This window comes from Alcaligenes sp. YSL9 (assembly GCF_030515105.1).
Taxonomy (GTDB): Bacteria; Pseudomonadota; Gammaproteobacteria; order Burkholderiales; family Burkholderiaceae_B; genus Alcaligenes; species Alcaligenes phenolicus.
In genome coordinates this window covers 87,998-107,577 of the sequence record NZ_JALXJU010000004.1, presented here as the reverse complement: position 1 = coordinate 107,577, position 19,580 = coordinate 87,998, and the positions used below count along the sequence as shown (strand labels likewise).

Here is a 19,580-nt window from a genome sequence, read left to right as displayed (position 1 = left end):
TAGCTGACAAGACCTGTCAAAACAAAAAAAAACAGGGCCTGCATACACGCATGAACAGGCCCTGCAAAAGCGGAGTTGGACCCTGCCAGCCAGACGGAGAACTGGATGGCAGGGGGATCGCTGGTCTACTTAGAATTTCATGGTGGCTGAAGCCAGGAAGGTACGTGGCGAACCTTGGCCATTGCTCAAGGGCACGACCCAGTAGGCCTTATTACCCACGTTTTCCAGGCTGGCGCGCAAGGTCACTTCCTTGCCGGCAAAGCGCGTTTTGTAGCGCATGCCCAGGTCATAGGTGGTCACGCCTGGCATGTAGTAGCTGTTGCTGGCGTCGGCATATTGCTTGGACTGGCTGTGCAGGTTGGCATTCAAGGTCAGGCCCTGAACAAAAGGCGTATCCCATTCAATTCCGGCCTTGGCGACCCAGCGGGACAGGCCCACGGCCATACGCCCTTCGTTGCTCGGGTTGCTGGCCTTGCGAATCTTGGGGTCCAGGTAGGCAATACCACCGGTCAAACGCCAGTTCTCGGCAATTTGACCAAAGACCTGTACTTCGACCCCTCGGTTGCGCTGACGGCCGTCGTAGCTCAGGTTGGGCTTGCCGTTGAAACGTTCAGCGCTCTCGTAGCTATTGGGTTGGGTGATGTCGAACAGGGCCGCTGTCAGAGCGTAATCCCCGCTGTCGTACTTCATCCCGATTTCGTATTGACGTGTTTTCTGGGGCGCGAAGATCTGGCCTTCGTTGGCGTAGTCGTCACCGACGATCATTCCTTGTGTCAGACCCTCGGCATAGTTGGCGTACAGCATCCAGTCGTCACGCAATTGCCAGACACCGGCAATGGTGGGCGTCAGTGCATTCTTGCTGTAGTTGTCGCTCTTGCCGCTTTTGTCTTTGGTGCTGACCCACTGCTGGCGCAGGCCCAGCGTCAACTGATATTTGCCATCTGCAAAAGACAGGGTATCGGCTAACGCTGCACTGTACAGATAGCTGACGTTAGGCGCACTTAGCCCATTCATGGGGACATAGGGACGAGCGGGGTAGTCTGGGTCGTAAATATTGATGGTCTCGGACCAGCCTTTGATGGACGTGTTGTCGCTGCGTGAGCTTTTGCGATTCCAGTCCACTCCGGCGCTGATGGTGTGGTGCACGGAGCCGGTGTCGAAGTTGTAGAACAGGCCACTATTGGCGGCCAGGTTGTAGCCGGTATTGTTGCGACGGGTCGCAGCCAGTTTCAGGTCCCCTTGCTCATTCAGCAAGGTGCTGCCCTTGGTGTTGTAGTTGCTCATCTCGGACTTGCTGTAACCCGCAGAACCGTAGACCGCCAACTTGTCGTTGGCAGCCCAGTCTGCACGTACCAGTGCGGTGGTTTCACGCGTCAGGCCAGCCGCCCACGGTACGCCCAGCAAGACATTGCCTTTAGGTGGTGAGGGCAATGGGTTCTTGTCCAGCCCCTTGGCCAGACGCACGCCCCGGTTCAGACCGGAAATGTATTCTTCCAGGTGGTACAGGTCGGCAGACAGTTTGACTGTGCCCAGGCGATAGTCGGCCCCCAGAGAAATCAGCTTGTCGCGATTGGTGCGGTGGTCCACCACGCCCTCGCCGTCCTTGAATACGCCGTTCAAGCGCAGGCCCAATTCATTGGATTCCCCGAAACGGCGGCCCAGATCCAGATGCGTCCCGAATTGGGACGGCTGGATATAGGACAGGGTGACGTTGCTAATGGGATCATCCGTGGCGCGCTTGGACACCAGATTGATTGAGCCGCCCACATCATTGCTGGCATTCATGCCGTTCAGCACGGCAGAGGGGCCTTTGAGAATTTCTAAACGCTCTGCGATGGCCATCACGCGGCGGCCACTGGTCAAACCTTGCAAACCATTTAGAGACACGTCACCGGCACGGAAACCCCGTATATACATGGTGTCTTTGCCGCCCGTTCCACCTGCACCGGGAGTCTGCACGGAAGGGTCGTTCTTGCTGATCAGAATGCGCAGTTCCTGACCTTGCAGATCTTCGATGTAGTCGCTGGTGTAGTTGATGGTGCTAAATGGGGTGTTCATGACATCCCGGTTGCCCAGCAAACCCAGGTTGCCGCCGGTAGCGACATGATTGCCTTCATAAGCGGGCGGCAAGTCAATGTATTCGCTGGCTTTGACTTCAATGGTGGACAAAGATGTAACTGGGGGAGCATCGGAAGATTGAGCCCAACTGCTGCCCGCGCTGAGCAGGCTCAGGCCAATAAGATGAGAAATGCGCATGGATCTGTAATTTAAATATAAATAAAAATGATTCTCATTAATGTTTCGTTTGTAGCATTTGCTTGTAGGTGCTTCAAGCAGTTAGGCGCCTTTGTGATATAAAAACGACCCTAAAAAACTTATGGGTATAAGTGGGCGGAGTAGTCGATTTCGCTCCGAAACCGCGCCGGAATCAGGGTTTCAGAGGGATTTTTGAGCAAAATAGAGGCCTCGTCTGACACGAGGGTGGGAGTGCGTCCCATGGAACAGTTTTGGCAAGAACAGGTGATCTTTGCTTGGCGAGGGGAAGGCAAGGGAGCGGTGATGGCTCCTGGCTAATAAGGGAGCGGCTCAAGAAATTCTTCTATTTGTGACTTGAACAGGCTTGAGCTGTGTTTCGATACTTGTCGACTGCGACTGCGACTGCGACTGCGACTGCGACTGCGACTGCGACTGCGACTGCGACTGCGACTGCGACTGCCAGGGCGGAAGGCAGGCAGCGGCGGAAGTCCCCTTCCGCCGCTGCCCCCTCTATCTATCATGCTTAGCTAAATAACCAGGGTTCCTGTTCCCGGCGCCGTTGTTCGTAAGCCTGGATCTGACCCATTTTTTGCTCTGTCACGCTGATATCGTCCAGCGCCAGCAGCAGGCGGTGGCGGCGTTCAGGCTCCACCTGGAAACGGATGTGCTGGTTGGGACCGATCAACATGCAGGCCTCCAGATCTACCGTCCATTCATCCCACGGATTTTGTGTGGCTGTGGTGAATAAACCATCAATTTGCTCCGCAGCCATCTGGATGGGCAATATGCCGTTTTTAAAGCAGTTATTGCGGAAGATGTCGGCAAATGAAGGGGCGATCAGCACCGCAATGCCTAAGTCCTTCAGCGCCCAGACCGCGTGTTCACGGCTGGACCCGCAGCCAAAATTCTCGCGTCCCAGCAGAATGTGGGCGCCTTGTGCATGCGGCTGATGCAGGCAGAAACTGTTGATTGGCTTACGCTCGGCCAGTGGCTTGCCGGGGTAGCCAATATCCGCGTACCGCCAGTTGTCGAAGGCATATTGTCCAAAGCCAGTGCGCGACAAGGATGTCATGTACTGCTTGGGCAAGATAGCGTCGGTGTCTACATTGGCGCGGTCCAGCGCAATCACGCGCGAGCGCACAGAAGTAAAAGGTGTGTTCATGCGGCGCCCCAGTTACGGATATCGACAAGATGGCCCGCAATTGCAGCGGCAGCAGCCATGGCGGGGCTCATCAGGTGTGTACGTCCCAAGGCGCCCTGCCGGCCCTCGAAATTACGGTTGGAGGTGGAGGCGCAGCGCTCGCCCGGGTTCAGGCGGTCTTCGTTCATGCCCAGGCACATGGAGCAGCCCGGCTCGCGCCATTCAAAACCGGCTTGCGTAAAAATCTGGTCCAAGCCTTCCTGCTCGGCCTGACGGCGTACCAGTCCCGAGCCGGGTACAACCAAAGCTTGCAGCACTGTGCTGGCCACGCGTTTGCCTTTGATCATGGCAGCGGCGCTGCGCAGGTCTTCAATACGGGCATTGGTACAGGAACCGATGAACACCCGGTCTATGGTGATGCCTGCCAGCGGCTGGCCGGCCTGCAAAGCCATATAGTTCAAGGCGCGTTGAGCATCAGCCTGTTTGCCCGTGGCAGCGGCTAATGGATCAGGTACAAGCTGGTCGATGGCTGCCGCCATATCGGGGGACGTGCCCCAGGTAACCGTAGGGGCGACCTGCGTGGCGTCGATCTGCAAGTGTTGATCGTATTGGCAGCCCTCATCGCTGATCAGCGTGCGCCAGTACTGCTCTGCCTTGTCCCAGGCCTCTCCTTTTGGTGCCAAGGGGCGGCCGCGCACATAGTCCAGGGTCTTGTCGTCCACAGCGACCAGACCAATACGGGCCCCCGCTTCGATCGCCATATTGCACAAGGTCATGCGCCCTTCCATGGATAAGGCCCGGATGGCGGGGCCGGTAAATTCGATGGCACAGTCTCGCCCGCCATCCGCACCCAGGCGGGCAATGATGTGCAGGATCAGATCCTTGGCGGTGCTGGTGGCAGGCAATTCACCTTGCACGTCTACTTGCAGGCTGCGCATGCGTTTTGCGGCCAGACATTGCGTGGCCAGAACATGCTCCACTTCGGAGGTGCCAATACCAAAGGCCAAGGCCGCAAACGCGCCATGCGTGCTGGTATGGGAATCCCCCGCCACGATGCTGGAGCCGGGCAAGGTCATGCCCTGCTCGGGTCCGATCACGTGGATGATGCCCTGGCGCTCGTCATCCAGGCCAAAGTAGCGCAGGCCAAACTCCCGGCTATTGATCTCCATCTGGTCGATCTGAGCCTGCGCCAACGGATCTTCCAGACGCTGATTGCGGCGGCGCGTGGGCACGTTGTGGTCCACCGTGGTCAGTGCGGTGTCCGGGCGACGCACATGGCGTCCGGCCAAGCGCAAACTCTCGAAAGCTTGCGGACTGGTGACTTCGTACAACAACTGGCGGTCTATGTAGATCAGATCATGCTCATCGTCTACCGTCGCAACGCGATGTGCATCCCAGAGCTTTTGAAAAAGGGTGCGGGCCGTGCTCATGGTTGGCATACCTTCAAGGCGTAGGCTGGTCCTGCTTTGTGCAGGCGACTTTGAATGGGCTCTTGCGTCAGGGCTGCGATTTCTTCGGCCAAAGGCTGGAGCGCTTCCAGATTCAAGCCTGTTTCCACACCGCTGATCTGGAACATATGCGCCAGATCTTCCAGGCTGGCATTGCCGCTGGCACCGGGGGCGTAAGGGCAACCGCCCAAACCGGCCAAGGCTGCGTCGAACCGACGTCCTCCTTCGCGATACGCGGCCCAGGCATTGGCCAGAGCCAGCCCGCGGGTGTCATGGAAATGGCCGGTGACGCCTTGTTCACCATACAAGCTCAAGGCAGCCTGGGTCAGACGTTCCACATCGGCGGGCGAGCCCATGCCGGTGGTATCGCACAGGCTGACGGAGCTGGCTCCCATGCGTTGCACTTGTTGCATCAGTGCAATCACGTGCGCGGGGGCGACGGCGCCGGTAAAGGGGCAGCCAAAAGCGGTGGACAGGGACACGTTGACTGGCGTTTTGCCCGCCGCTTCCAGCACTTGCTCCAGCTGGGCCAGTGATTGTGCAATATTCATGCGCAGATTGGCCTGGTTATGCGCTTCAGAGGCTGAAAATACAAAGTTCAGCTCGTTCATATGGGCTGCCAAAGCGCGCTGCGCACCGCGCAGATTGGGAACCAGGGCGGTGTAGCAAACCTGAGGGTCGCGTGTGGTCAGGCTGGCCAGCTCATCGGCATCCGCCAGGGATGGGATGGCTTTGGGCGACGTAAAGGACGTGAGCTCGATCTTGCGCACGCCGCATTGAGGCAGTGCTTGCGCGATACGCAGCTTGTCCGGCGTAGGCACCCAGCGTGGCACAATTTGCAGGCCGTCACGCAAGGTGACATCAGTTAATAACACGGTACTCATTCCACGATTCCTTGTTCACGCAGAGCTTGGCGGCGCTCCGGGCTCATGCCCAGTTCTTGCAGGATGCTGTCTGTGTGTTCACCCAACTCCGGCCCCAACCATTGGGTGGCACCGGGGCTGCGGCTTAGCTTGGGGACGATGCCGGGTATGGTCAGTTCCTGGCCGTCCTCCAAGGTGTGTTTCTCCAGCATGCCGCGGGCCTGGTAATGCGGGTCATCAAGAATGTCGGCGGCGGTGTAGATGCTGCCGCTGGGGACTTCCGCCTGATCCAGCACGCTCAGTACTTCTTCCAGACTGCGGGCGCTTGTCCAGTCGCCAATAGTCTGGTCCAGCATGGCGCTGTGTTCTACACGTCCGGCGTTGTCGGACAGGCGTGGATCGCTGGCCAGATCAGGGCGGTTCATGGCCTGCATCAGACGGATGAAAATCGCGTCACTATTGGCGGCAATCACTACCCATTTGCCGTCGCCGGTGGGATAGGTGTTGGAGGGGGAGATACCGGGCAGGCTGGCCCCGGTACGTTCGCGCTGATGACCGTTCAGTTGATAGTCTGGAATCAGGCTTTCCATGATGGCAAAGACAGATTCATACAAGGCCACATCAATCATCTGCCCCTGCCCGCCTTCCTGACGTAGATGGTGCATGGCCAGCAGCGCACCAATAGTGCCGTATAGCGAAGCCAGCGTATCGCCCAGGCTGACACCGGCTCGCACAGGGGGGCGATCCGGATAGCCGGTGCCATAACGCAGGCCACCCATACATTCTGCAATGGCGGCAAAGCCGGGACGACGGTGGTAGGGGCCGTCCTGCCCATAACCGGAGACGCGCACCATGATCAGGCGTGGGTTCAGTGCGTGCAGCGTTTCCCAGCCCAGGCCCCAGCGTTCCAGCACGCCGGGGCGGAAGTTTTCAATGACGATATCGCTTTGCAGGGCCAGTTCACGAGCAATCTCCTGGCCTTCGGGCTGGCGCAGATCGAGCGCAATGGAACGCTTGTTGCGACTTTGCACGCGCCACCACAGGGAGGTGTCTTTGTGCAACTGCCGCCAGCGGCGCAGCGGGTCGCCCTTGCCGGGCGGTTCGATCTTGATGACATCGGCCCCAAACTGGGCCAGCAGGCTGCCGGCATAGGGGCCGGCAATCAAGGAACCCAGCTCCAGGACTTTGATGCCTTTGAGCGGGGGTTCGGTAAAGCTGTTCTTATCCATTTCTGTTTCCTCCAGTTATTGATTCTGGGATAGAAAAAGAAAGTAGAAAAGCAATCAAATATTATGCTGCCATCGTAAAAAACGTGGATGGAAAATTAAAAAAACCCGCATGAAGCGGGTTTTATTTTTTAAAGCGTTCTGGGTAACCAAAGAATGATTTCGGGGAAGATTGTCAAAATCACAATCGCCAAAATTTCCAGTACCACAAAGGGCAGAGCCCCGCGTGTAATCTGCTGTAGCGATATTTGTGGGGCAATGCCCTTGATCACATACAGGTTCAAACCCACCGGCGGCGTAATGACGGCCATTTCGCAGGCAATAATCATCACAATGCCAAACCATAATGGATCGTAGCCCAGCGCCACAATTACAGGCAGTAAAACAGGTGTGGTGATCAGGATAAGAGAAACAATATCCAGGAACATGCCCACGACAATCAGGAACAACAGCACAAACAGGAGAATGACCCAGGCAGGCTGAGACGATGCCGTAATCAGGGCCACCAGCTTTTGCGGAATCATCAAGCGGGTCATGATGTAGCCAAACAGCAGCGCTGCGGCCAGAATCAGCAAAATCATGCCACTGGTGACGGCGGTGGAGCGCAGGATCTGCAAAGCCGTGCGCCAGTTCATTTCCTTGTAGGCAATGGCAATGATGAATGCCCCTGCAGCACCAATACCGGCCGCCTCTGTCGGAGTAGCAATACCCAGATAGATCGTGCCCAGCACCAGCAGAATCAGCAAGGAAGCAGCCCAGATGTCTTTCAGGGCGGCCAGTTTCTGTGCCCAGGTAACGACTTCCGAATTGCGCGGTGCGGACTCTGGCTTGAATATCGCAACCAGAGCGACATAGATCACCATCATGACGGTGACCATCAAGGCGGGTAGCAAGGCACCAATGAACAGCTTGCCGATGGATTGATCCGCCATTTCGCCATACAGCACAAAGCCAATGCTGGGTGGAATCAGCAAAGCCAGGGCACCGGCCGCAGCAATCGTGCCGCCAGACAGGCTGGGCGAGTAACCACGCTTGAGCATTTCTGGGATGGCAAAGCGACCAATCGTGGCGGCACCCGCCACGCTGACCCCGCTCATGGCACCGAAAACGGCCGAGCTGCCCACACTGGCTACAGCCAAACCACCGGGCAGGCGGTTCAGCCACAGATAGAACAGCTGATACAGCTTGCCGCCAATACTGGTGCGGGCAATGACCTCACCCATCAGAATGAACAGCGGAATGGCGATCAGGGAATAGCTGGCCATGCCTCGGTGCAAAGTGGCGGGAATGACGTCCAGGCCGCCCAGGCCGGATTTCATCAGAATGCCGGAAATACTGGCGACACCCAGTGCGGCAAAAATGGGGGTGCCGATAACCATCAGGATGGCAAAGCAGGCCATCATCAGGCTGAAAATGAGCATGGAATCCATGTCAGAACTCCTTGATGCTGTCGTTGGATTCCACACTGTTCGGGATGAACAGCTGGCGCAGAGTAGCCAGGCCCAGCAAGGTGCCGCCCAGCGGGATCATGCCGTAGGCAATCCACAGGGGGAAACGCAGCATGGAGGCCGAGCGGTAGTTACGGGCAATCGCTGTTTCCACCACGGAAATACCGGCCCACAGCAGCACCAGGCAGAAGAACAAGATGCACAGCTGCGAAATGCAGGTGGCCAGGCGCTGGCCGCGTGGCGAGAAGCGCATGTGGAAGGCTTCAACACTGACGTGGCGGTTTTCCAGGTGAACCCAGCCGATGGACAGCCAGGAGCAGACCAGCAGCAAGTACACGCACACTTCGGTGATGTAGATGCTGGGGCTATTAAAGACGTAGCGTGCAATGACGCCGTAGGTGCAGGCAATCATCAGAGCGGCCAGTGCAACTTCGGCCACCAGAATGGCGAGCCGATTGCTACCGCGCGCAAATGCGCCCAGAAAATGAATAAGTGGATTCATGGTGTCTCCACACGAGGGATGCGCGCCGGTTTGTGGTCCGGCGCGCAGTCACGCGTGATCAGGGCTGGCGGGTTTTTTCGATCAGTTCCAGATAAGCGGGACCGTTCTCAACCTGCTTGCTCCATTCATCAATGGCGGCTTGGGTTTGCTGACGCATTTCGGCCAGTTGAGCGGGCTCAACACGGTTGATGGTCACACCGGCTTGCTCGTAGCGTTGCAGGGCCTGGCCTACAAAGGCGTTCACGCGCTCAAACTGTTCTTCGTCGCGCTGGCGGGCGGCCTTGCTGATGATCTCTTGCAGATCAGGTGGCAGGGATTCCCACTTTTTGCGGTTGATGGTCAGCACGGACACATCAATACCGAAGTTGGCGATGGACAGGTACTTGGCCACTTCATACAGGTTGCGGCCAATGCCGGTCAGCAAGGGACGTGGGGTGGCGTCGATCACGCCACGGTCAAAGGCCAGGTACAGCTCGGAAGACGGCATGCCGGTAGGTGAGCCCCCCAGCAGTTGCAGGGCGCGTGCGTCCATGGAACTGGTCGATGCCCAGACTTTGCCCTTGATGTCCGCGGCCGATTTGATCGGTGCCTTGCGGCTGTAGAACTCGTACGGGTCCCAAGGGGCCAGGCCCAGTACCACGGCATCGTGGGTGTCGCGCAGTTCCTGCTCGGCACCCAGCTTGAACAGACCTTGATCCAGGGCACGCTTCAGGTGGGCCGTGCTGTCAAACAGGAATGGCAGGGTAAAGATGTTCAGCGCTGGCACGGTGCCGCTGGGGTACGTGCTGGTCATGTTGACGATATCCACGTCACCGCGCGACAAGGCAGGCAGCTCCTCGTAGCCATCGAACAGCTGACCGGAATGGAACACGTTGATCTTGATGCGACCCTGGCTTTCTTTTTCCACGGTCTGAACGAAGTTCTCGATGGGTTTCCAGGCGTATTCGTAGGCCGGAGGCAAATAGGTTGAGAAAGTCAGTTCAACTTCTTGGGCTTGGGCGGGCGAGATGCCCAGCGCCAGGGTGCAGGCGGCCATCGCCGCTGTCAGGGCTTTTTTCATGAGAGTCTCCTGTGGTTTCTTTTTTTGTTGCGCGTTTAAAGCGTGTGTAGATGAGCGATCAAGTCTGCCGAGGGCAGGACTTCGGCGTACTTGCTGGCCATATCGATCAGATTGCTGCGATGTTGGGCTGCCGAGCGGTCAGCCACCGCATCTTCAGCCACGAACGGGGCAAATCCCGACTGCAAGCTGTCCACCACGCTGGCACGCACGCAACCGCTGGTGGTGGCACCGGCCACAATCAGCATGTCGCAGCCCTGATGGGCCAGCAAGGCGGGCAGCGGCGTGCCGTAAAAGGCGGAAGCCTGGGTCTTGTACAGGATGATGTCTTGTTCGGGGTCGTAGTCCAGCCGCGGGTCCAGCTCACAGGCAGTCGAACCACGCAGCAGGCAGCGCAAGGACGAGGCCTTGGTCAGCCACAGATTGGCGTCGGCCAGATGGGCTTCGTAGCCGATGATGGTGAAAATAACGCGACCCTTGCCACGCATGGCGCGAATCAAGGTGTTGGTTTGTTCGATCTGGCTGTCGCAGTTCGAGGCCAGTGGCGTCAAGCCAGGCTCGGTAAAGCCGCGTTGAAAATCGATAACGACCAAAGCCGGTTGTTGCCCCATGGGCAGGGTGCCGTCAAAGCCCCCTTTCAGATTGTCGCTGTCGCGCATCTTGTCTCTCCCCTCACTCTCTATTCCTGACTTAAATAATCAGGTTCCGTATTATGTGCGTAGTCTGTCATCGCTAATGACGTGAGTACAGCGTCAAATTGCGATGGTGCTATCGCAATTGATGATGGCAGAGTGCTTGTCGACCCGCCCTTCCTAGGATGGAATACTGGCTTATGAACATCGATCCCAAATCTTTACGGCTGTTTTTATTGGTGCTGGAACGCGGCACCATCTCGGGGGCGGCCGAGCAGTTTCATATTGCGCCTGCCGCGGTCAGCAAGCGCCTGAGCGATCTGGAGCAGCAACTGGGCGCAGCCCTGATCGAGCGCAGCAACAAGGGTGTGTATCCGACGGCAGCGGGCAAATCATTGGCGGCCATGTCCCAGCGCCTGCTGGACGATATGGATGCCATGGGCGCGCTGATGCGCGACTTTGCCGGCGGGGCTACCGGGCACGTGCGGATTGCGGCCAACCTGTCGTCCATCACGCAGTTTTTGCCGCAGGCTTTGAGCTCCTTTATGGCGAGGCATCCTAAAGTGCGGGTGTCGCTGGAGGAACGTATCAGTGCGGGAGTGGCCCAGGCGGTGGCCGATAACAATGCCGATCTGGGCGTGCTGATACGCGGTGTAGGCAGTGCGGAGGTGGAGTACTACGACTATCGCCAGGACGAGCTGGTGTTGCTGGTGCCCGCTACCCATCCTTTGGCAGGACGGGGAGAACTGGCCTTTGCCGACACGCTGGATTTTGACTACGTAGGTATGCATACCGGCAGTCACCCCAATCTGTTGCTGTTACGCGCCGCCAGCGAGCTGGAGCGCACCTGGCGTTGCCGCGTGCAGGTGACCAGTTACGACGCCCAGTGCCGCATGATTGAGGCGGGGCTTGGAATTGGCGTGTTGCCACGTTCTGTGGCCGAATCCTATGTACAAAGCCTGGGCCTGGCCTTGTGCGTGATCAAGGAGCCCTGGACCTCACGCCGCGTGGCCTTGTGCGTGCGTAGCCGCTATAGCTTGTCGCCCGCCGCGCGCTTGTTGATGGACCATCTACTGCAGAATTGATGCGACTGTCGTTTTCAGACCAAGACCGCAAGGGCAGGCTGCAAGCCGTTTCCAAGGCGTTATCGGTGTAATACAGTTCTTAATGAGAATGACTCTTGATATTTTCAAGATTCTTGATAATAATAGTTCTCATGTTTATCTGCATATGTAACGCGATCACCGAGCGTCAAGTACAAGAAGCAGTACGTGGCGGCGCTTCCAGCCTGGCAGACCTGCAAGGTCAGCTTGGCGTGGCGTCTTGCTGTGGCTGCTGCGCGGAAACGGCTCAGGACTATTTGCCCGGCGGACGCTATGCCAATCAGACCATGATTGCCAGTCTTGAAACCGCCCGGGTGGATTACGCTGCCAACGACAGCCTGATTCCTGCCCCTGAGTTCGGCCGTCTTGTTTGCCGCGCCTAAGCGCGTGTTTTTGATCAGGATTTTCCATTCCCGCTATTGCTAGTGGGAATGATTGTTATTGGTCCTGTTACTAACCCAAAAGTGCAACGCTTTCTGGGTGTTTAGCTGTTTTTTAAGCCATGGCACATGCGTGCATGGTAGCCTGTCACATTCATCCCCCACTGTGTTTTTGCCTGCATCGCGCCTGCGTGCGATCTGTGGCGTGAGCAGCATTTGTGGGGGCTCGGCGGCTCCTTGGGGGGAGCGCCGTCAGATTTACAGGAGAACAGCATGTTTGGCGATAAAGTGGTAATTCAGCATCTGAACAAGCAGCTAAAGAACGAACTAACAGCAATCAATCAATACTTCTTGCACGCTCGCATGTTGAACCATTGGGGCTTTAACAAGCTGGGCAAACACGAGTATGACGAGTCCATCGGCGAGATGAAGCACGCCGATATGCTGATCGAACGTATCTTCATGCTGGACGGCCTGCCCAACCTGCAGGACATGCACAAGATCATGATCGGTGAGAACGTGCCTGAACTGCTGGGCTGTGACCTGAAGCTGGAACAGGCTGCCCGTCAGACCGTGGTAGAGGCTATCGAGTACTGTGAGTCCACCCGCGACTACGTGTCGCGTGATTTGTTCTTGAAGATTCTGGACGACACCGAAGAGCACATCGATTGGCTGGATACACAGCTGGAGCTGATTGAAAAAGTGGGCCTGCAAAACTACCTGCAATCGCAGATGGGCGACCACGAATAAGTCTTTGTGTGGTCAGACCAAAAAAAAGCACCCGTTACTAACGGGTGCTTTTTTATTGTCCTTGGCAGCTTCCTGCTTTGGATACGAAGCCTTCAATTGCAAAGGCAGCGTAGCCTGGGAAGCGACTACAGAAAGCTTAGAAGGACTTGCTTGGGCAGCCAGGCACCTTGCCCCACGCATTGTTCGGACCGCAGTACTTGTTGCGAGCATCCCAGGAACAACTTGGGCGATCGAAAAAGCCTTTTTGGCTACAGGCATTCAACTCTTGCTGCAGTTGTGCCTGCCAGGCACCGTTATTGTTGCCGGCCACTTGAATATCCTGTGGTGGCGGTGGTGGGGGCGTGCCTACATCTACCGGCTGGATAGGCTCGGAGCCGCCCAGGTTTACGCGAGCAATCCCTTGCAACTCCCGGTTCTGCTCGGTCATGGCAATTTGAATGGCCTGCTCCAGCGAAATGGACGTGGTGGCCAAGGCAATAGGTGGCTTTTCTTCCGTCAGCGTAGACGTGTCGATTTCCCAAGCGATCGGGGTGGGTGCTTGTGGCACTCCCAGGCGACCATTGGGTAAAGGCTGCGGCGGTTGCGCGGTAAAGGGTTTGCCATCGGCATCGAGCGTAGGCAAGTCTGACGGGTCGGGGGTGCTGACCGCCATGGACTTTTCAGGGCCGTGCGCGATTAGCCAGTTCCCCAGTTCCAGGCCGCCCCACACTGAAGCACCTGCGGCCAGCAGCAAGACAGCAATGATAAAACGCCAGGGCATAAGCGATGTCTCGGTTGAATCAGGGGCAATCCGGTCGGCCGGATGCGCGTAATTAAAAGAAAAGAGCCGTCATTGTAGCGAAATGTCGGCCCTGCTCTTGTGACAGAATTAGACGGCATCCCCGAAAACGTGTCCACCATGTTCACGTAATGCGTGGAATTCAATGCCCGGATTCAGCTCCTGAGCCACGCGCAACTGCGCAGGCGAGGTCGCTAAAAAGGCAATGGCCTCGACCACGTCATAGGCAATATTGCCCGCGTTGGTCTCGATAAACTTCTTCATGTCCTTGGGGTCTTTGGCTGTTACCCAGCGAGCCATATTGAAGCGGCTGGACGACAGGCGCGCTTCCACACCGTACTCCGTTTTCAGGCGGTGGGCCACCACTTCAAACTGCAGTTGGCCAACCGCGCCCAGCAGCATCATGCCGCCTGCCATATGGGGACGGAACACCTGAATGGCGCCCTCTTCACCCAGCTGGGTCAGGCCGGTACGCAATTGCTTGGTGCGCAATGGGTCTTTGACCTCAATGGACTGGAACAGTTCGGGGGCGAAGAAAGGCAGCCCGGTAAATTGCAGGTTTTCGCCTTCGGTCAGCACATCACCCAATTGCAGGATGCCGTGGTTGGGCACACCGATAATGTCGCCAGCAAAGGCATCGTCCAGAAGTTCACGGCGTTGCGACAGGAAGGACACCACGTTATTGGGGCGGATTTCCTTGCCGGTACGCGACACTTTCAGTTTCATCCCGCGCTTGAAATGGCCGGAGCTGACGCGCACAAAGGCCACACGGTCGCGGTGGGCGGGGTCCATATTGGCTTGCACCTTGAACACCACACCACTGAACTTGGGCTCGTCAGGCTGCACTTCGCGCTGCAAGGCAGCGCGTGGGCCTGGAGAAGGTGCCAGGTCCACCAGGGCGTCCAGCACTTCCTGCACACCAAAGTTATTGATGGCCGAGCCAAAGAAAACGGGTGTTTGCTTGCCAGCTAGGAACAGGTCCAGGTCGAATTCGGGCGCTGCAGCATTGAGCAGTTCGATTTCTTCCTGAGCCTTTGCAAAGGGCTCGCCAAAGCGTTCGGCAATCACAGGGTTGTCCAGGCCGGGGATGATTTCATCCTCGCCATGACGTTCCTGACCGGGCTTGAACACACGCATGTGATTGGCACGCAGATTGAACACACCGCCAAAGCGACGTGCCATCCCGATAGGCCAGGAAAACGGCACTACTTCCATGCCCAGGTGCGATTCGATTTCCGACAGTACATCCAGCGGCTCTTGAACTTCGCGGTCCAGCTTGTTCACGAAAGTGATGATGGGCGTATTGCGGGCCCGGCACACTTGCAAGAGGCGAATGGTTTGCGGTTCCACACCGTTGGCCGCGTCAATCACCATCAAGGCGGCGTCCACGGCGGTCAGCACACGGTAGGTGTCTTCGGAGAAGTCCTGGTGACCGGGGGTGTCCAGCAAGTTGATGACGCAGTCGCGGTATTCCATCTGCATGACCGAGGAGGCCACCGAAATACCACGTTGCTTTTCAATTTCCATCCAGTCCGAGGAGGCGTGACGGCTGGCTTTACGAGCCTTGACGCTACCTGCAATCTGAATCGCACCCGCGAACAGCAGCAGTTTTTCTGTCAGTGTGGTCTTACCCGCGTCAGGGTGAGAAATAATGGCAAAGGTGCGGCGTTTCTTGACTTCAGAGCGTATGTCACCGGACGACATTGAAAATCCTTGTGGCAGCGCCAGTCTGGCGCGTGGAAAACAGTGAGCGAATTATCCGTAAAGCAGGGCTTGGGGGCAAGCTGATGCGTGCACAAGGCTAACGCGACACGCTGGCCAATACCGTCCCTGCCAGAATAAATAGCGAACCGAACACGCGGTTCAGCAGCCGTACATGGCTGGCCTGACGCAGCAAATGCAACATGCGAGCGGCCAGCGACGTGTAGCAACCCATGGCCACCAGATCCGTAAAGCACAGGGTCATGGCGATCAGCAGGTATTGCAGCGGCATGGGCCGGTTCAAGTCCAGAAACTGGGGCATGATGGCCAGCAAAAATACCAGACCCTTGGGGTTGGTGATATTGATCAGGCAACCCCGTATCAACAAATCGCGAATACGAAAGTCGCTGGGTTCCTGGCCTGTGACCTGCACCGGCATGGCGTCGGTGCGCAATTGCTTCCAGCCCAGATAAATCAGGTAGGCGGCACCCAACCATTTAAGCGTGGTGAACGCCAGTTCCGAGCGCGCCAGGACTTGGCCCAATCCCAGGCTGATGATGAATATCTGGATCATGATCCCGATATTCAGGCCTATCGCCATCCAGTAGCCACGCTTGAAGCCGTATTTCAGGCCGGAGGACATGGAGGAAATCGCACCTGGGCCAGGTGAAAACGAAATAACCCAGGAAGCCGCGAAAAAGGCGAGCCAGGTGCTCAGTGCCATGGTGTGCTCGGTTCAAAGGCGGGCGCTGTGCCCGCCTTTGGCAGGCACAGCCCCTTTTCAGGGTTTAGGCTTTGGCTTGGGCAGAACTGCGGTTGCTGCGGTTCGGGCCGCGGCTGTCCTGACGGCCACCGGGGCGACCTTGGCCAGCACGGGCTGCGCCACCACCTGCACCGCCAGGAGCGGCGCTGCGACGTGGGCGGTTGTCGTTGCCAGGACGGCGCGGACGGCTTTCGCCATTGCCACCACGGCCTTCAGCGGAGCGACCTTGACCACCACCGTTAGGGCGACGGGCACCAGGAGCACGAGCGCCAGGAGCGCTGTTGAAGCGGCGCTCTGCGTAGGTGTCTTCCTTGGCTTCTTCAGCCAGAGCGGCGCGCGAAGGAGGCGTCCAGCCTTCCACCACGATGCGTTCGATAGGATTGCGGGTCATGCGCTCGATCTGCTTGAGCAAACGCATTTCGCTGCGATCTACCAGCGACAGGGCCACGCCTTCGCTACCGGCACGGCCAGTACGGCCAATGCGGTGAACGTAGTCTTCAGGAACGTTAGGCAGTTCGAAGTTGACCACGTAAGGCAGTTGATCAATGTCCAGACCACGTGCGGCGATGTCGGTGGCAACCAGTACCACAACCTTGCCGTTCTTGAAGCCGGCCAGCGCACGGGTACGAGCCGCCTGGCTCTTGTTGCCGTGCAGGGCTTCAGCGGCCATACCGTCCTTGGACAGTTTTTCGGCCAAACGGTTGGCGCCGTGCTTGGTGCGGCAGAACACCAGAACCTGGTTCCAGCCGCTTTCGCGGATGATGTGGCTCAGCAGGTCACGCTTGTGTGCCTGGTCAGCCAGAATCACTTGCTGGGTAATCAGTTCGTTGGTGGTGTTGCGGGCAGCAACGGCCACTTCGTCAGGGTTGTTCAGCGAACCACGGGCCAGTTCACGGATTTCGTCCGAGAAAGTCGCCGAGAACAGCAGAGTCTGACGATCAACCGGCATCAGGCTGATGATCTTGCGAATGTCGCGGATAAAGCCCATGTCCAGCATGCGGTCGGCTTCGTCCAGCACCAGGATTTCCACGCCGGTCAGGTCCACGGTGCGTTGACGCACGTGGTCCAGCAAACGGCCAGGAGTGGCTACCAGAATGTCCAGGGGCTTGCGCAGCGCATGGAACTGGGGGTTGATGTTCACGCCACCAAACATGACCATCGAGCGCAGACGGGTGTGCTGGCTGTACAAACGTACCGATTCTTCAACCTGGGCGGCCAGTTCACGGGTAGGGGCCAGGATCAGCGCACGTGGGCGGCCTGGTTTACGGTTTTGCTGAGGGTTGTTCAGCAGACGGTGCAAGATAGGCAGGGTAAAGCCTGCGGTCTTGCCGGTGCCGGTTTGAGCGGCAGCCAACAGGTCGCCACCTTCAATGACCTTGGGGATGGCCTGGGCTTGAATAGGGGTGGGGTGGGTATAGCCTGCGTCGGTTACAGCACGCAACAGAGGTTCTGCCAGCTCAAGAGAGGCAAAAGTGATTTGAGAGTCCAAGAATTTTCCAGTGACTAGCCCAAAAGCCCTCTTTGGGGCCCTACCAATCCAGGCTAAGGTGTTTTGTTATGGCGACAATGCCACGGCAGGGGCAAGAACGCCGCCTGCTGCAAGAGGCGCAGTGATTGGTGCGCTGCGCAATCTGCCATTATAGCGTGAAATTAGTAAAAATCCTCATTGACCATCTTGTATCATTTTGAGCGGTAGCGTTAAAACAACCTGCTTCAAACGTAAACGGTCAGGCGGATTGCCCTGCCGGATTTGACAGAAATTGTTAAGCGCCGCCATAGACGTACTTGTTATGCTGCGGTACGCGGTTTACGCTTGGCGTGCACGGACCGCCGGGCTCTGTTTGGCACGTGCCCGAGCAAATGGGTCGTAACCCGTTTTTGTTGTTTATCTGCTTATTTTTGCAGGAAAAAAATCATGACATCATGGATACGATGGGTCTTTATCAGCAGCGTGGCGGTTTTGCTGTCTGGTTGTGGGTATAACGAGATCCAGCGCCTGGACGAGCAGGTCAAGGCCGCTTGGTCGCAAACCTTGAATCAATACGAGCGCCGCGCCGAACTGGTGCCCAAGCTGGTCAGCTCGGTCAATGCCTATATGGTGAACGAGCGCGCGGTGCTGACGCAGGTTACCGAGGCGCGCGCCAAGGTCGGCACCATTCAGATGAAAGTGGATGATCTGGACAACCCCGAAGTGATGGCTCGCTTCCAGGAAGCCCAGAATCAGTTGTCTTCGGCACTATCGCGTCTGATCGCCGTGTCGGAAAACTACCCGCAACTGAAAAGCGATGGCCTGTTCCGCGACTTGATGACGCAGCTGGAAGGCACGGAAAACCGTATTGCCACCGAACGTGGCCGCTATGTACAGACGGTGCAGGAATACAACCTGTTCATCCGTCAGTTCCCTACCCTGATTACCGCCAAGCTGTTTGGCTACAAGGTCAAGGAAAACTACGGTGTGGATCGTCAAAGCGAAATCACGCGTGACCCCGAGGTCAAGTTTGATATTCCTGCGACCCCCGCTCCTGCTGGGTATTGATTAATTCTGGAGGTGGAGTCATGAACGTGCACGATCTTGCACTGACTGCTGGGCCTGGGTCTGCACGTTCTGGCAGGCTGGCCTGGGCCTGTGGTTTGTTGATGGCCTTGTTATTGCTGTGCTGGCCCTGGACGCAGGCGCAGGCCAAACCTGAACCTGTTCCTGCCATTGCAGGGTGGGTAACGGATACCACGGGCACCCTTAGCCCGGATCAAAAAGACGCTCTGAACCAGCAGCTCAAAGCCGTGGAACAGGAAAAGGGCGCGCAGGTCGTGATTCTGATGGTACCTACCACAGGCGAAGAAACCATCGAACAATACGCGTTGCGTGTCTTTGATCAGTGGGAAATTGGCCGCAAGAAAGTGGACGATGGCATCTTGCTGCTGGTGGCCAAGGATGACCGCCGCATGCGTATCCAGACCGGTTATGGGCTGGAAGGCGCGGTGACGGACTTGCAGGCAGGCCGCATCATCCGCGAGCAGATGACGCCTCGTTTTATCGAAGGCAACTTCTATGCCGGTATCCAGGCCGCAGCCGATAGTCTGGTGGGTCTGGTCAACGGCGAAGAGCTTCCCCCTCCTCCTAAAAATGCCCCTGTCACCTCGTCGGGTGAAGAAGGCGTGTTCTGGGAGCCGTTGCTGGCTGTAGGCGCGATTGTATTTTTTGCTTCGCCTTTGTTTGCCGCCTTTGCTGCTGGTGTGTTCACGCTGGTGGTGTCGGGCAGTATTGGCCTGGCCCTGCTTGCCGCTGTTGTCGGTGCAGGCTTGAGCATGATTGGCCGACTCTTTGGGGCAGGCGGCAAGTCCAGTTCCGGGCGTGCCTCGCGCCGGGGTGGTGTCATTGGCGGCTTGGGTGGTTATTCCTCCGGTGGTTTTGGCGGGAATGGCGGCAGCAGCGGTGGTGGCTTCGGCGGTTTTGGCGGAGGCAGCGGCGGCGGTGGTGGCGGTAGCGGAGGCGGTGGCGCTTCCGGTAGTTGGTAAGGCCACAGGGGAGCGA

General features: G+C 57.6%; 18 protein-coding genes. 5 read left to right on the top strand and 13 right to left on the bottom strand.

The genetic code is table 11. The annotated features are described in order from the left end of the window. Positions 1-129: 129 nt before the first annotated feature. The 9 genes from M2Q46_RS17020 to M2Q46_RS16980 all read right to left on the bottom strand — a co-directional run bounded on the left by M2Q46_RS17020 (position 130) and on the right by M2Q46_RS16980 (position 10,600). Positions 130-2,256 carry a TonB-dependent siderophore receptor gene (locus tag M2Q46_RS17020; protein WP_060186555.1) on the bottom strand — a complete coding sequence of 709 codons (2,127 nt, stop codon included), beginning with the start codon at positions 2,254-2,256 and terminating at the stop codon, positions 130-132. Positions 2,257-2,779: 523 nt separating this feature from the next. Beyond that, positions 2,780-3,418 carry a 3-isopropylmalate dehydratase small subunit gene (gene leuD, locus M2Q46_RS17015; protein ID WP_302357685.1) on the bottom strand — a complete coding sequence of 213 codons (639 nt, stop codon included), beginning with the start codon at positions 3,416-3,418 and terminating at the stop codon, positions 2,780-2,782. Then, positions 3,415-4,827, bottom strand: a complete 1,413-nt coding sequence (gene leuC, locus M2Q46_RS17010) for a 3-isopropylmalate dehydratase large subunit (protein ID WP_302357683.1) — start codon at positions 4,825-4,827, stop codon at positions 3,415-3,417. The genes leuD and leuC overlap by 4 nt, the downstream gene beginning before the upstream one ends. Continuing rightward, the gene (locus tag M2Q46_RS17005) at positions 4,824-5,729 is read right to left on the bottom strand and encodes a hydroxymethylglutaryl-CoA lyase (protein WP_137431062.1); all 906 of its coding nucleotides are present in this window, start codon (positions 5,727-5,729) and stop codon (positions 4,824-4,826) included. The genes leuC and M2Q46_RS17005 overlap by 4 nt, the downstream gene beginning before the upstream one ends. Next, positions 5,726-6,937 (bottom strand): CaiB/BaiF CoA-transferase family protein, encoded by a 1,212-nt coding sequence (locus M2Q46_RS17000; RefSeq protein ID WP_115634793.1) that lies wholly within the window; start codon positions 6,935-6,937, stop codon positions 5,726-5,728. The genes M2Q46_RS17005 and M2Q46_RS17000 overlap by 4 nt, the downstream gene beginning before the upstream one ends. Positions 6,938-7,065: 128 nt before the next feature. Continuing rightward, complete coding sequence (locus M2Q46_RS16995; protein WP_302357678.1) at positions 7,066-8,364, bottom strand: TRAP transporter large permease; 1,299 nt, start codon at positions 8,362-8,364, stop codon at positions 7,066-7,068. 1 nt (position 8,365) lies between these two features. Further along, positions 8,366-8,884, bottom strand: a complete 519-nt coding sequence (locus M2Q46_RS16990; protein WP_026483845.1) for a TRAP transporter small permease — start codon at positions 8,882-8,884, stop codon at positions 8,366-8,368. A gap of 58 nt (positions 8,885-8,942) precedes the next feature. After that, on the bottom strand, positions 8,943-9,944 hold the full coding sequence (locus M2Q46_RS16985; RefSeq protein ID WP_302357677.1) for a TRAP transporter substrate-binding protein: 1,002 nt from the start codon (positions 9,942-9,944) through the stop codon (positions 8,943-8,945). A 35-nt stretch (positions 9,945-9,979) separates the two neighbouring features. After that, entirely contained in the window at positions 9,980-10,600 is a 621-nt protein-coding gene (locus M2Q46_RS16980; RefSeq protein ID WP_009460255.1) for an isochorismatase family protein, read from the bottom strand. Positions 10,601-10,773: 173 nt separating this feature from the next. On the opposite strand from M2Q46_RS16980, the gene M2Q46_RS16975 reads away from it, so the two are divergent. The 3 genes from M2Q46_RS16975 to bfr all read left to right on the top strand — a co-directional run bounded on the left by M2Q46_RS16975 (position 10,774) and on the right by bfr (position 12,806). After that, complete coding sequence (locus M2Q46_RS16975; protein ID WP_026483843.1) at positions 10,774-11,658, top strand: LysR family transcriptional regulator; 885 nt, start codon at positions 10,774-10,776, stop codon at positions 11,656-11,658. 113 nt (positions 11,659-11,771) lie between these two features. Beyond that, on the top strand, positions 11,772-12,059 hold the full coding sequence (locus M2Q46_RS16970) for a (2Fe-2S)-binding protein (protein ID WP_223253970.1): 288 nt from the start codon (positions 11,772-11,774) through the stop codon (positions 12,057-12,059). Positions 12,060-12,329: 270 nt separating this feature from the next. After that, on the top strand, positions 12,330-12,806 hold the full coding sequence (gene bfr / locus M2Q46_RS16965; RefSeq protein WP_302357676.1) for a bacterioferritin: 477 nt from the start codon (positions 12,330-12,332) through the stop codon (positions 12,804-12,806). Positions 12,807-12,942: 136 nt separating this feature from the next. Here bfr and M2Q46_RS16960 read toward each other — a convergent pair whose 3' ends face one another. The 4 genes from M2Q46_RS16960 to M2Q46_RS16945 form a co-directional block, all read right to left on the bottom strand. After that, positions 12,943-13,566, bottom strand: coding sequence for a hypothetical protein (locus tag M2Q46_RS16960; protein WP_009460251.1), 624 nt, complete (start codon positions 13,564-13,566; stop codon positions 12,943-12,945). 108 nt (positions 13,567-13,674) lie between these two features. Continuing rightward, positions 13,675-15,288 (bottom strand): peptide chain release factor 3, encoded by a 1,614-nt coding sequence (locus tag M2Q46_RS16955; RefSeq protein ID WP_257723376.1) that lies wholly within the window; start codon positions 15,286-15,288, stop codon positions 13,675-13,677. Positions 15,289-15,385: 97 nt separating this feature from the next. Next, positions 15,386-16,009: a LysE family transporter gene (locus M2Q46_RS16950; protein ID WP_009460249.1), complete on the bottom strand. Its 624-nt coding sequence runs from the start codon at positions 16,007-16,009 to the stop codon at positions 15,386-15,388. Between the two features lie 64 nt (positions 16,010-16,073). Continuing rightward, positions 16,074-17,537, bottom strand: a complete 1,464-nt coding sequence (locus M2Q46_RS16945) for a DEAD/DEAH box helicase (RefSeq protein ID WP_009460248.1) — start codon at positions 17,535-17,537, stop codon at positions 16,074-16,076. Between the two features lie 426 nt (positions 17,538-17,963). Between M2Q46_RS16945 and M2Q46_RS16940 the strand changes: the two genes are divergently transcribed. Continuing rightward, the gene (locus tag M2Q46_RS16940) at positions 17,964-18,584 is read left to right on the top strand and encodes a LemA family protein (protein WP_009460247.1); all 621 of its coding nucleotides are present in this window, start codon (positions 17,964-17,966) and stop codon (positions 18,582-18,584) included. A gap of 20 nt (positions 18,585-18,604) precedes the next feature. Next, the gene (locus M2Q46_RS16935) at positions 18,605-19,564 is read left to right on the top strand and encodes a YgcG family protein (protein WP_239054975.1); all 960 of its coding nucleotides are present in this window, start codon (positions 18,605-18,607) and stop codon (positions 19,562-19,564) included. Positions 19,565-19,580: the final 16 nt, after the last annotated feature.

Bases quoted from the DNA above. Each gene is read 5' to 3' on its own strand.
- M2Q46_RS17020 (WP_060186555.1), bottom strand. From the start codon at position 2,256: ATGCGCATTTCTCATCTTATTGGCCTGAGCCTGCTCAGCGCGGGCAGC.
- leuD (WP_302357685.1), bottom strand. From the start codon at position 3,418: ATGAACACACCTTTTACTTCTGTGCGCTCGCGCGTGATTGCGCTGGAC.
- leuC (WP_302357683.1), bottom strand. From the start codon at position 4,827: ATGAGCACGGCCCGCACCCTTTTTCAAAAGCTCTGGGATGCACATCGC.
- M2Q46_RS17005 (WP_137431062.1), bottom strand. From the start codon at position 5,729: ATGAGTACCGTGTTATTAACTGATGTCACCTTGCGTGACGGCCTGCAA.
- M2Q46_RS17000 (WP_115634793.1), bottom strand. From the start codon at position 6,937: ATGGATAAGAACAGCTTTACCGAACCCCCGCTCAAAGGCATCAAAGTC.
- M2Q46_RS16995 (WP_302357678.1), bottom strand. From the start codon at position 8,364: ATGGATTCCATGCTCATTTTCAGCCTGATGATGGCCTGCTTTGCCATC.
- M2Q46_RS16990 (WP_026483845.1), bottom strand. From the start codon at position 8,884: ATGAATCCACTTATTCATTTTCTGGGCGCATTTGCGCGCGGTAGCAAT.
- M2Q46_RS16985 (WP_302357677.1), bottom strand. From the start codon at position 9,944: ATGAAAAAAGCCCTGACAGCGGCGATGGCCGCCTGCACCCTGGCGCTG.
- M2Q46_RS16980 (WP_009460255.1), bottom strand. From the start codon at position 10,600: ATGCGCGACAGCGACAATCTGAAAGGGGGCTTTGACGGCACCCTGCCC.
- M2Q46_RS16975 (WP_026483843.1), top strand. From the start codon at position 10,774: ATGAACATCGATCCCAAATCTTTACGGCTGTTTTTATTGGTGCTGGAA.
- bfr (WP_302357676.1), top strand. From the start codon at position 12,330: ATGTTTGGCGATAAAGTGGTAATTCAGCATCTGAACAAGCAGCTAAAG.
- M2Q46_RS16960 (WP_009460251.1), bottom strand. From the start codon at position 13,566: ATGCCCTGGCGTTTTATCATTGCTGTCTTGCTGCTGGCCGCAGGTGCT.
- M2Q46_RS16955 (WP_257723376.1), bottom strand. From the start codon at position 15,288: ATGTCGTCCGGTGACATACGCTCTGAAGTCAAGAAACGCCGCACCTTT.
- M2Q46_RS16950 (WP_009460249.1), bottom strand. From the start codon at position 16,009: ATGGCACTGAGCACCTGGCTCGCCTTTTTCGCGGCTTCCTGGGTTATT.
- M2Q46_RS16940 (WP_009460247.1), top strand. From the start codon at position 17,964: ATGACATCATGGATACGATGGGTCTTTATCAGCAGCGTGGCGGTTTTG.
- M2Q46_RS16935 (WP_239054975.1), top strand. From the start codon at position 18,605: ATGAACGTGCACGATCTTGCACTGACTGCTGGGCCTGGGTCTGCACGT.